This is a genomic window from Bacillus sp. AFS029533 (assembly GCF_002585125.1).
Taxonomy (GTDB): Bacteria; Bacillota; Bacilli; order Bacillales; family Bacillaceae_G; genus Gottfriedia; species Gottfriedia luciferensis_B.
This window is the reverse complement of sequence record NZ_NUQC01000037.1, coordinates 1-12,657: the sequence shown is the minus strand read 5'-3', so window position 1 is coordinate 12,657 and position 12,657 is coordinate 1. Positions and strand designations below refer to the sequence as shown.

The 12,657-nt window shown below is 32.1% G+C and carries 10 protein-coding genes and 1 pseudogene; 4 read left to right on the top strand and 7 right to left on the bottom strand.

All coding sequences use genetic code 11. The features are described from left to right. Positions 1–83: 83 nt before the first annotated feature. Positions 84–605 (top strand): cupin domain-containing protein, encoded by a 522-nt coding sequence (locus COE53_RS18815; protein ID WP_069033357.1) that lies wholly within the window; start codon positions 84–86, stop codon positions 603–605. Between the two features lie 581 nt (positions 606–1,186). Here COE53_RS18815 and COE53_RS18810 read toward each other — a convergent pair. Beyond that, positions 1,187–1,714: an SH3 domain-containing protein gene (locus tag COE53_RS18810; protein ID WP_069033326.1), complete on the bottom strand. Its 528-nt coding sequence runs from the start codon at positions 1,712–1,714 to the stop codon at positions 1,187–1,189. A 197-nt stretch (positions 1,715–1,911) separates the two neighbouring features. On the opposite strand from COE53_RS18810, the pseudogene COE53_RS18805 reads away from it, so the two are divergent. Both COE53_RS18805 and COE53_RS18800 read left to right on the top strand, forming a co-directional pair. Continuing rightward, a pseudogene (locus tag COE53_RS18805) lies at positions 1,912–3,474 on the top strand (catalase); the annotation flags it as partial. Positions 3,475–3,692: 218 nt separating this feature from the next. Further along, positions 3,693–4,127 carry an SRPBCC domain-containing protein gene (locus tag COE53_RS18800; protein ID WP_069033328.1) on the top strand — a complete coding sequence of 145 codons (435 nt, stop codon included), beginning with the start codon at positions 3,693–3,695 and terminating at the stop codon, positions 4,125–4,127. 711 nt (positions 4,128–4,838) lie between these two features. On the opposite strand, the gene pbfA is transcribed toward COE53_RS18800, so the two are convergent. The 6 genes from pbfA to COE53_RS18770 are packed head-to-tail and all read right to left on the bottom strand — an operon-like array spanning position 4,839 to position 11,514. Next, entirely contained in the window at positions 4,839–6,191 is a 1,353-nt protein-coding gene (gene pbfA, locus COE53_RS18795; protein ID WP_098948532.1) for a (R)-1-hydroxy-2-aminoethylphosphonate ammonia-lyase, read from the bottom strand. Next, positions 6,185–6,997 carry a phosphonoacetaldehyde hydrolase gene (phnX, locus tag COE53_RS18790; protein ID WP_069033330.1) on the bottom strand — a complete coding sequence of 271 codons (813 nt, stop codon included), beginning with the start codon at positions 6,995–6,997 and terminating at the stop codon, positions 6,185–6,187. Before phnX ends, pbfA begins: the two co-directional genes overlap by 7 nt. Continuing rightward, the gene (gene phnW, locus COE53_RS18785; protein WP_069033331.1) at positions 6,994–8,088 is read right to left on the bottom strand and encodes a 2-aminoethylphosphonate--pyruvate transaminase; all 1,095 of its coding nucleotides are present in this window, start codon (positions 8,086–8,088) and stop codon (positions 6,994–6,996) included. The genes phnX and phnW overlap by 4 nt, the downstream gene beginning before the upstream one ends. 20 nt (positions 8,089–8,108) lie before the next feature. Further along, positions 8,109–9,101, bottom strand: a complete 993-nt coding sequence (locus COE53_RS18780) for an extracellular solute-binding protein (protein WP_069033332.1) — start codon at positions 9,099–9,101, stop codon at positions 8,109–8,111. Between the two features lie 42 nt (positions 9,102–9,143). After that, entirely contained in the window at positions 9,144–10,769 is a 1,626-nt protein-coding gene (locus tag COE53_RS18775; RefSeq protein WP_069033333.1) for an ABC transporter permease subunit, read from the bottom strand. After that, entirely contained in the window at positions 10,762–11,514 is a 753-nt protein-coding gene (locus COE53_RS18770) for an ABC transporter ATP-binding protein (protein ID WP_069033334.1), read from the bottom strand. Before COE53_RS18770 ends, COE53_RS18775 begins: the two co-directional genes overlap by 8 nt. A gap of 219 nt (positions 11,515–11,733) precedes the next feature. Here COE53_RS18770 and COE53_RS18765 point away from each other — a divergent pair, with 219 nt between their 5' ends. Continuing rightward, on the top strand, positions 11,734–12,495 hold the full coding sequence (locus COE53_RS18765; RefSeq protein ID WP_069033335.1) for a DeoR/GlpR family DNA-binding transcription regulator: 762 nt from the start codon (positions 11,734–11,736) through the stop codon (positions 12,493–12,495). Positions 12,496–12,657 lie beyond the last annotated feature (162 nt).

Below are 12,657 nucleotides of genomic sequence, written 5' to 3'. Positions count from 1 at the left end.
TTTTAAATTTTCAACATATTTTTCATAGAATTAACAAAAATTAAGGTAATATGATGGGAGAAGTAATAGAAAGGATTGATAAAATGTTTAACAATAATCCAGAATATTGGATTTCTAAACTTGGACTAGTAGCACATCCAGAAGGGGGATATTACAAATCTACCTATCAATCAAAGGAGCAAATATCTGATCGTGAATTAACGGTAAATTATGATGATCATAGATTGCTTTATACTAGTATCTATTTTTTGCTACAATCACATGATATTTCTCATTTTCACAGATTAAAGTCTGACGAATTATGGTATTTCCATGCAGGAAGTTCATTAACTGTTCATGTTATACATGAGAATGGTCAATACGAAGAAATAAAATTAGGACTTAATTTAGAAAATGGAGAAGTTCCTCAATATTTAGTACCGAAAAATTCAATATTCGGTTCATCAGTTATGGAAGAAAATACTTTTTCATTAGTAGGCTGTATGGTTTCACCTGGATTTGATTTTAAAGACTTTGAATTATTTACCCAAGAGCAATTACATAATAAATACCCAGAACATAAAGAGATTATTAATAAGTTAGCTTATAAGGAACTTCCTTATTAGGTCAAAAAAAGAAAGTGAGTTTTTAGCTCACTTTCTTCATGCTGTTGAAAAACAACCTTGTCAATCGAATCACCAAATTTTCGTAAAAGGAGTAGTGTGATGTTGATTTCCACTACAGGATGCTCGCNNAGGAGTCGAGCACCCCTCCGCTCCAATCAACTTGTTCATCAAAAAAAGTCTGCAATAAAATCCAAATCAAATAGCCTTTTACTTAGAGTAACTTAACAGTTGTATATTAATCAGATTGTAGATCAATTAATATCAAACTTTAATTAAACTAATCAACTGAATTTGTTTTTTTAATTAATATTTTTAATTTCTGAAAAAATCATTACTAGTGATTATTGGAATCAAGAAATTGCTGAAAATATTAACATTTAAATCCATTAATAAATCATCCAAAAAATGATTATTTCATCAGAATAAGCTCAATTTAATGTCCTCTTTCCCAATTGAACATTTTATATTTAACACACTGAAAGAAAGTGAGCTTTTAGCTCACTTTCTTTTTTTGGGGGGAATAGATTAATGAAACAACTAACTCAGAGTTAAGATAATCTTATTGATGGTATTTCACTAGATTACTTCATATTTAAATAACTAGTACTCACAAATCCTTTTTTACCATTGTAAGAAACAATTGCCCACTTATAATCGATTTGAGTTTTTCCTTCAGTTTGATAACCAAGGAAACTGACTTTTGCACCTTTTGGTATCACTGTTAGAACTTTATATTTCGTACTTGGACCTGTACGTAAATTTAAATTAGCTTTTGTTGTAACAGTAGTTGGTACTTTTTGTAAATATTTAGTATTTACATAAGCTATACCATTTTTAGTAGTTGTTGTTTTAATTTGTGCCCAGCTAGCATTATAGAATTTTACTATCTCAATTTGATCTTTCTTTCTTAAAGTGTCTACTACTTTTGAACTTGTATTTGGAGCACTTCGTACGTTTAATACACTTGCAGTTACCTCATATACACTAATCGGAGCATTTAAAACCGCAGCACTAACATGTGTCGGCCCGGCTGTTACACCATTTGAAACTAATAATGCGCCAGATAAGGCCATAGTTGATACAAAAGCTTTTAATAATTTTTTCTTCATTTTAAATTCCTCCTCTCACTTTACATCTCAATAATATTGAATCAATGTTTCAAAATTAGCCATAAAATGTATCCAAATTGTAAACTTTTCGGTTGTTTTGAGTCGATACACCTAATTGGAAAAATTTGCATATCGTTCCAAATTTATGGACATTCTAAATTTTGTATTTGTATGAATGGAGGAAAACTATGGATAATCAAGAGAATAATGAAGAAATATTGACTAATCGGCAAGGCCATCCAGTAACAGATAATCAAAACGTGAGAACCGTTGGGAATCGTGGACCAACAACTTTAGAAAACTATGACTTTCTTGAAAAAATCTCTCATTTTGATCGTGAACGAATTCCAGAACGTGTTGTGCATGCTCGTGGAGCCGGTGCACAAGGGTATTTCGAAGCCTATGGAAAAGTAGGTGATCACGCAATTTCTAAATATACTAGAGCAAAATTATTTCAAGAGAAGGGGAAAAAAACACCTGTGTATGTTCGATTTTCCACAGTTGTAGGTGGTGGACATTCTCCTGAAACTTTACGTGATCCACGTGGTTTCGCTACAAAGTTTTATACTGAAGATGGAAATTGGGATTTAGTCGGTAATAATTTAAAAATCTTTTTTATTCGTGATCCTTTAAAATTTCCAGATATGGTTCACTCATTTAAACCAGATCCAGTAACAAATCTTCCTGATCCTGAAAGAATGTTTGACTTTCTTCATCTAACACCAGAATCCACTCATATGGTTACATTTCTCTTTTCACCATGGGGAATTCCAGCTAACTATCGACAAATGCAAGGGTCCGGTGTTAATACATATAAGTGGGTAAACAAAGATGGCGAGGCAGTTCTTATTAAATACCACTGGGAACCGCTAAAACAGGAAATAAAAAATTTATCACAACGTGAAGCAGATGAAATCCAATCTACAAATTATAATCATGCAACTCAAGACCTTTACGAGGCGATTGAGAAAGGCGATTATCCAGAATGGGAATTATGTGTACAAATCATGAGTGATGATGAGCATCCAGAACTTGATTTTGATCCACTGGATCCTACAAAACTATGGGATCCAGAAAAGTTTCCTTTTTTACCAGTTGGAAAAATGGTATTAAACAAAAATCCAGAAAACTATTTTGCAGAAGTTGAACAAATTGCATTTGGGACTGGTGTTCTAGTTGACGGACTGGATTTTTCAGATGATAAATTACTTCAAGGTCGTACTTTTTCGTACTCAGATACACAACGATATCGAGTTGGAACAAATTACTTACAATTACCAGTTAATTCACCAAAAAATCATGTAGCAACAAATCAACGTGATGGGCAAATGGAATATAAAGTTGACGCAGCGCCAGGTCAAAACCCACATGTGAATTATGAACCTTCATCACTAGGTGGATTAAAAGAGGCGCCAAAGAATGGAAAAGATCATGAACCCGCGTACAATAATAAATTAGTACGACAAAAAATTGACCGACCTAATGACTTTATCCAAGCTGGTAATACTTACCGTGCTTTCGACGAAACTGAAAAAAGTGAACTAATTTCAAATTTAGTCGATGCACTAAAAATATGTAAGCCTCATATCCAAGAAACGATGGTTGGTTATTTTACAAAAGCGGATGAAGAATATGGACGCAGAGTGCGTGAAGGTTTAGAAAAAGCGAATAGTAATCAAACTGAACACACTAGCACTGAAGCAGCTGATGTCGCGTCTGACAAAGCTAAAAACATGGGTCATGAATCGGATCGATATTAAAAGTATCAATTGGGATAGGCAGACGCCTATCCTTTTTAGCGTAATCGTTTATTATTTTTATCAATATCTTACTAAATTTTATTTTTCCATTAAAATCAAAAGAGTATTATCTGAATATTACGACTCAATATTCACAATTAAGAGATAACAGTTTAAAATAAGTTTGTAAGGACAATGATGATACATATGAAATTAATTGAGAGTGGGCTGATACTTAAATGAATAATGTGACTAAGTTTAATATTTTCAAACCAGCAAAAGACATATTTGAGGCATTTGTTGATCCAACTAAAATAGGTAACTTTTGGTTTTCTTCTAGCTCTGAGCGATGGGAAGAAGGAAAAGTCATTACTCTAAAATACGATCTTTACAATGCAGAAGGTAAAATTAAAGTCATCGAGATTGAGTCAAATAAGAAGATTGTGTTTGCTTGGGGACCTACAGAAGAAGGAAATATCGTAACGATTACATTAAATGAACAAGATCAAAATAACACAATTATTGAAGTCGTGGAAGAAGGCTTTAATGAAAGCAACCCAGAATATGTTCATCATTTAATCGATAATAAAGAAGGCTGGGTATTTATGCTTAGCTGTTTAAAATGTTATTTAGAATTTGGCGTCACTAAGTTAAGAGGCGGATTGGTGAAATAATTTTAAAATAATACGATTGTATATGGGGCTGTCTCATAAGTCAGGTTAACTGACTCTTGGGTGCCCCTTTTTAATCGTAAATAGTTCAGAATTCTGTAGCCATAACTATGAGGGGGTATCTCTGGGGTACTTATCATTTGTAGTTGGACTGATTAATCTTTTTTATAGATGATTAGCAGATTTTTATTCGGTTTAGTTAGTAAATGAACAGTTCTGCTAGTTTACCATTAGAAAGATACTACTTTTACACGATTCCCAACTTATAATACCCCTACCAGTATGGGTAACATATAAGTTTATTTGCGGTTCCTTGGAATTTAATTGCAGTATTATTAATTTTTTGCGATTCTCTGTTTTTAATTGCAGTTTCTCCAATTTTAATTGCGATTTTCAGATTTTATTTGCAGATAGCAGTTTAATTGCAGCATTTCACCATTTATTTGCACTGTTGGACTCTTTATTTGATGTTCTATTAAACTTATTTGCCGCACCAGTAATTATTTGCGATTCTCAGATTTTATTTGCAGATAGCAGTTTAATTGCAGCATTTCACCATTTATTCGCACTGTTGGACTCGTTATTTTGCTGTTCTATTAGACTTATTTGCAGCACTAGAAATTATTTGCGATTCTCAGATTTTATATGTCCCTTTTTGTTCCAACAATAAAAGTGCAGCTAAACTCATTAATAGAATTTTAGCTACACTAAGAATTAACTAAACCTTTTCAACCCTTCTTCAAGAAGGCCCACAGCAAACTCTAATTCACTTTTAGTTACAATTAAAGGTGGATACCATGTTATACAATTGCCTCCAGAAAGCTTAAATGAAAGTCCATTATTTAAACAATAATAAAGAATTTTTTCGGCTAATTCATCATTCTTTTCTTTTGTATCGCGAGACTTTACTAACTCAATTGAGATTAATAGACCCGCAATTCGAATATCACCGATTCTCTCATACTTTTCATAAAGTTCATCTAATTTTAACTTTACGTATTCGGATTGTATTCGGCAATTCTCTTCCAAGTTGTAGTCATCTATATACTCAATTGTTGAACAAATCGCTGCACAACCTAATGACGGTTTCTCATGTGTATAATGTCCAAGCGATATTTCTTCGGCAACATCGTATTTTGTACGAGCTAGTACAGCCGCTTGAGGTATTACCGCTCCACCTAAACCTTTTCCTAGAACTAGAATATCTGGCTCAATCTCAAATTTTTGATGAACATAAAATGTACCACTTCTCATTAGAGCTGTCGGAACTTCATCAAAAATTAATAGAATGCCATGTCGATCACACATCTCTCTTAGTCTCTTAAAATAAGATTTTGTTGGTATATGTGTATCAGTTGCCCGAATTGGTTCTAATAGAATTGCTCCAATTTCTCCTTCATGCTCAATCATATATTCAATATGGTCCAAGCAAAAATTCGCTATTTCTTCATGTGAGTCAGTTTTTAATAGATTACGATATCCATTAAAAGGAATCGCTTTTAATGTACCCGGCATAAGAGGGCCCATATCCTTTTTAAAGACGTATTCTCCACCAACTGAAATGGCATCTAAACCAGCTCCATGAAATGATTCCCACATCGAAATGACTTTATGACGTCCAGTCACCTTTCGCGCAATTTTTAGGGCTAGTCCGAAAGCTGCACTCCCAGATGGGGTAAATAGAACCTTGTAATCTTTTGAAGTTGTTTTATTTACTAATGCATTAGCTGCCTTAATGACAATCTCAGACGTAAACCTTCTTGGAATAAATGGGAGTTCATCAACTTGTCTTTTGATTGCTTCAACTACATATGGATTTTTATAGCCAACTTGATGTGAGCTATTTCCATGAAAATCTAAATATTTGTCTCCATTCACACCAATTAGATAACTTCCATTAGCATCGACAATTCCATTAAGACAAGGCGTAGACATTGATTGTCTTGCAAAAACCTTTGCATCCTCTTGAATGACTTCTCGACTAATTTGATTTAATTGATCCATCCATTCCGTGCGAAGAGGGCTTGAGTTAATATCGCCCTCTCTTTTCAAATGAGTATTTAACATGTTACTTTCTTACCTTCTACAATTAAATCATTAATTTTGTCAATTAACATAGGCAATTCACTCATTGATTTAATTGTAAAATCTGCACCATTTTTTCTAAATGATTGTTCAGTTTTTGATATGATTGCTTCTTTCTCACTATCTGTTAAGCTACTAAACTCTTCTAAACTAAGTCCCATTTCTGAACTTCCGATAATGACGCCGACAGACCAAACACCTGCATTAATACCTTCTTTAATATCTGAAATTGTATCGCCAACTTTCACGACTTTCCATGGAGCTGTTAACTTTAATGCTTCCATGTTACGGTAAATCATATATGGATACGGTCTACCAAATGAATTTGTTTCGTCAGGAGTAATATAGAAGTCTGGATAATAGCCTTTAATCTCAGCATTTGGAACGACTACATCCATCATTTTATTTGTGTATCCTGTTGTTGATCCTATTTTAAGACCTTTATTCCTTAATTCTTGCACTACTTCGATTACTCCAGGAATCGGATCTGCATAATCAGATAGTGAAGCCATTAAAGCTGGCTCAAAGTTTGCGTATAGTATATTCACATCTTGTTCATTAAATGGTCTCTCATATTTTTCAATCCAAAGCTTAGAAATTCTAGGCATTGAAAGCATTTCACGAATATGATCGATTTTTAACATCCCCATTGGTGCACGAGCTTCTTCCATTGTTACTTCAATTCCAGCATTTTTAAAAATATCGATAAACACATTTACTGGCGCAAAACATCCAAAGTCAACTGTAGTACCAGCCCAATCTAAAATAATTCCTTCTACTTTATTCATTTTGTCACCACTCCCATATATTCTTCAATAATATTACATAAACTTTGGATGTCTTCTTCATAAATTTCTCCAATATTTCCTACACGGAATGTATCAGCATCTGTTAGCTTACCAGGATAGATGACAAATCCTTTTTCTTTTATGAAATAATAGAAGTTTTCAAAGCTAAACTGTTCACTTGGAAATAAAAAGGTTGTAATAATTGGCGATTGATTTTCCTCAGAAATATAAGCGTTGATTCCCACTTCTTTCAGTCTCATTCTTAAAACGCGGTTATTATTCTTGTAGCGAGCATACCTAGCTGAAATGCCACCTTCTTCAATTAACTCATCAATCGCTTTTGAAAATGCCGCAACAACATGCGTTGGAGAAGTAAATCTCCATTTTCCATCCTTGTCCATTTCCTTCCATTGATCGAATAAATCTAAAGATACACTTCGAGCAATTCCCTCACACTGAACGAGCTTATTTAGTTTTGCTATAACAAATCCAAATCCTGGTACTCCTTGAATACATTTATTAGCACTACTAATTAAGTAATCAATCCCCAGTTTTTGAATATCAATTTCAATGCCACCAAAGCTACTCATTGCATCGATAATTAATGTTTTATTATATTCTTTTGAAAGATCGGCGACCATTTCAATTGGGTTTAAAATTCCAGTTGTTGTTTCGCAATGAACCATTACGATGTGAGTAATAGCTGAATCTTTTTCAATAATATCTCTTAACTCTTCTTCTTTAGGTAGCTCATCATATGCAATGCTATATTGAACGAAATTAAGCCCAATATACTTAGCCATTTTTACAATACGTTCACCATAAGCTCCATTCGTTACAATCAATACTTTGTCATTTTTTGAGATTGATGAACTTATAACTGATTCAACTGAAAATGTACCACTGCCTTGCATTAAAACAACTGTATAATCTTCTTCTGAAGCATTTGCCAACTCTAGAAGTTGTGTTCTAATTTTTTGTGTTATTTCTTTATAATCGTTATCCCAAGTACATCGGTCAAAGAGCATTTCTTCTTTGACCGTATTTGTAGTTGTTAATGGACCTGGTGTAAGTAATTTATAGTTTTTCATAACCTTCATCCCCTTAGTAATTATTTTGCTGCATTAAAGAACTGTTGGTGCTCTTCTAATAATTTAACTGTTAATGGTTGACTAAATTTCATAGAATGAGCTGGTTTATGCTCGTCGCTAACGGTTTCGCCTTTGTATAAAGCAACTGGGTAATTTTTAATTAAATCTTTACGAGCATCTTTAATAATTACTTCTGCCATTTTCATTGCTAATTCATTTGATTTCTTATCTTTTTTAACAACTGCAACTGATTCAGTTAGTGAGAAGTTTCCTTCTGTTGGATCTACGTAGTCAATTGGTAAACCTGAATTTTTATCTAACACTGCTTGGTGACGTAATCCGATACCTGCTGCAACTTCTCCAGCTTCTACCTTCTTAATTGGACCTGAACCTGAGCTCTCTAAATGTGGACCACAGTTTGCGATTAAATCATGTAAAATTGTTTTACCTTCTACTTCACCATACTGAGTAATAATCGCTTGAATTAATAACCATCCAGTTGAAGAATCCATGATATTTGGAATTGATACTAAACCTTTAAATTCTGGTTTTGCTAAATCTTTAATTGATGTTGGCATCGGTAAGCCTTTTTCTTTCATTACTTTTGTATTTACAAAAATTGATCCTGTGTTAGCTAAAATTGGTGTATAAAATGAAGGATATTTCTCTAAAGAATTTGTTTTAAATGTTAAGTCTTCAAACATATTGTGTTTTTCCTGAGCACTGTCTAAAAAGTATGAACTCATTGTTACTAAATTTGCCTCGATTTTATCGCCTTCAGCCATAAGTTTTCCACCTAATTCAGAAGTACCAAATGTTTGGAATACGTATTTTCCTTCATAACCTGCTTTTTTCAATGCACTTTCCATTGATGTAATGGCTTCTTCATCACCATTCGTATAAATAACAACTTTTCCTGAGGCATTTGTTTTAGAACTATTACATGCAGTTAATGAAAAAACTAAACATAATGCGAATAATGACAACACAATCCCTTTGAATTTCTTAAACATTTGAAATAACCTCTCTTATTTTAATTTTTTATAAATTATTGATTATCCCTGAATAACACTTTTCCGTTGAAAATAGTCGCAAATGAATTTAACGATTAAGTTCGTAAAAAAGATTAATAGCGATAATACAAATATTTCATCATATTTTTGGAAGTGCTGAAGTTCTTTTATTTTGCTTGCAACTAAAGAAGTTTCAGCTGTTATTAAGAATATGATCCCACTTACCGTTACCATTGAATTGATAAAATAGTAACTAATCATTTCAAAAACTGTTGACTTAGAGTTCGGTAAGACAACTCTGTAAATTGTTTTAAACCAGGAATCCCCCATTAATTCTCCAGTTGTCTCCCAACCAGGATTCATTTTAGATAATGAGTTTTTCGCTAATAAATATGGTGTAGTAAAGAAATGAACGATGTTGCAAAGAATGATAATTGCAAATGTTCCTTTTAAACTACTATTATTGAAAAATAGTAAATACGATAAACCTAAAACCATTCCTGGAACAGTGTTTGTTAGCATCGAAATTAAATCAATGACTAGCTTAGATTTACTTTTTATAGCTGTTCTCACATTTAATAGTGCCGAGCTATATGCAACAAGAGTTCCTAGAATTGCTGTTACTACTGAAACATATAACGAGTTTTTATAAACTCCAATTAAATCTGTAGATTGAAAAGCATCTACGAAATGTTGTAGCGAAAAAGTTAATTTAAATGGATAACTAATAAAAAATGGTATGATGAACATTACTGCAAATACTGAAAGAATACCAACTAAAATGATTGTAGAAATGATCCCGAAACAAATATCTCGAACCTTGTTGGAAATCATTTCAACGTTTGTAAACTTATCATAATGAAAATTGAATTTTTCAAGATAGTTTAGCAATAAAACACCAAATACAGCTGGAACTAGCATCAATACTGCAATAACTGCACCATTATTAAAATTAGGAATTGATCCAAGCATAACTTGATATAGCTGGGTAGCTACAACGTAATATGTACCACCCACAGAAGCCGGTATACCGTAATCTGTGAAGCTTAAAATAAAGGAAAGAACAAAAGCTCCACCAAGCGTTCCAAGTAATGGGCGAATAATTGTATTTTTGAAGCTTCTAAATGGTCCGTCACCCATCAATTCAGAAACAACCATAAATTTTTTATCAATATATTTAAAAGAATTATTAATTAATAGAAATGCAGCTGGTAATGTATAAATTACATATCCAATTAGTAATCCATTAAATCCATAAATTTCGAATAGATTTTTTCCTATTAATTTTGTAATTAAACCTTGTTGACCAAAGGAATAAATAATCGCAAATCCATATGTGATCGTTGGAAGTAACATTGGAATGAGAATAACGACTTTCATAAATCCTTTTAAAGGTCGAATCAATTTCGTACAGTTAATTGAATATGCCAGAATAAAAGCTAAGACTGTACTGATACAAGCAGTAATAGTAGAAACCTTAATACTATTTCCAATTGCTTGTACTAGGTTTTTATCTGACAGTATTGTTATATAATTATTAATTCCAAAACCATAATCCGTTTCGAATGAGCGATAAAATAATGTGATTAATGGTACTAATAGAAATGAGACAAATAATATGAATATTGCTAAATAAATAATTCGCATTTCCGGTTTAACTTTATGCATATTTCTCACCAAACAAGTTGTAAATATTATGTCTCTTAATTTGAAGTTGCTTTAATATAAACTCTTCAACAAATCGATTATTTGGTTCGTTTATGATTTCGCTTGGCGTACCAAATTGTGAAATTTTACCTTCATTAATAATTAAAATTTTATCTGATAATGTTAATGCTTCTTCTGGATCGTGAGTTACGATGATAGTTGTTAGTTTAAATTCTCTTGCAATCGATTTAATTCGTTCTTTAATTGATTCTTTTATGACGCCATCTAGCGCACTTAAAGGTTCATCTAATAGTAAAATTTTTGGCTTCGTTACTAATGTTCTAGCAAGAGCAACTCTTTGTTTCTGACCCCCAGATAACTCTCCTATTTTCTTATTTAAATGAGGCTTTAATTCTAAGAAATCAATATATTCCTGTAATTCTTGATCCGATACAAGACCTTTCTTATTCCTTAATCCATAAACAATATTTTCATAAGAATTCAAGTTAGGAAAAAGTGCATAATCTTGGAAAACAATATTGAATCCTCTATTTTTCATTGGCGTTTTAGTAATATCTACATCATTGAATATTATTTGACCTTGATCCATTTGCGTTAGACCTAGGATTAGATTTAGTAAAGTTGTTTTTCCACTTCCACTTGGACCTAGTAATGACACGATTTCTCCGGTTTTTATGTCGAGATTTATATCAGATAATACGACTTTTTTATCAAACTGTTTGCTAACGTTTTGTAGTTTCAGCAAACTGTTCACCTCCTTAAGTACAACCTTAGTATAAAATTCATATGTAAATCCAATTAGCTTTTTAAGTAAATAATATGTAAATTATACGTAAGTTTTGCATAACTTGTGCACATATTTACATTTTTTTAATCAAACATTTGCATTTCTACTATTGAAAATGTGTATTCATTTCAATTAAACTGTAAGCAAATAACATTAAATTACTGAATGGGTGAGGTTATGTTTCCACTTGAAAGACAACAAAAAATAATCGATTTATTAAAGGTAAATAACGTATTAAAAATAACTGAGCTAACTGAAGCTCTAAATATATCTACTGATACTTTACGTAGAGATTTAAATTTACTTGAAAAGCAAGGCAAAATAGAGAAAATATATGGTGGTGCAAAAATAGCTGAATCGAAGTTTTTTGAATCATCAATGGAAGAAAGAATGGTGAGTCACTTAGAGGAAAAAGAAAAGATTGCTGCCAAATGCGCTGAACACATTGAAGATGGAGATTGTATTTATTTAGATAGTGGCTCTACTACACTACAAATTGCGAAATATATTAAAGATAAAAAGAATTTAACAGTCGTTACGAATTCGATTCCAATCATCAATGAGTTAATGAATAGTTCGATTGAATTGATCATAATCGGCGGTAAAATTAGACGAAATGAACAATCAGTCGTTACGTACGATTACTTATTTAATTTTAACGAATTAAATATTCTAAAGACGTTTATATGCGCAAGTGGAATTACAATTGAAAAAGGAATTTCCGATTATAATTTAGAAGAGGCATTTACAAGGAAGAAAATAATTGAGTTATCCAACCTTAATTATGTTGCAGCTGACAGCACAAAATTCGGTAAGAATGTCACTGTTCACATAGCACCGCTTGAAAAAATTGATTATATCATTACTGATTCTCATATAAATAAAAGTTTTATTTCTAAATTTAATAAGACAAATACAAATCTGGTAATTACAGAATAAATAAAAGCAGGAGGATTCATTTATTGGGATCCTCCTATTTTCATTTAAGAGATGAGTAGTGTTGAATAATATCAGAGCTGAAAGTGCAATTAAATTCTGGGAATCGCAATTTAATTTGACAAATCTGCAATTAAATTCTAAGTAATGCATGTAGACTAAAAA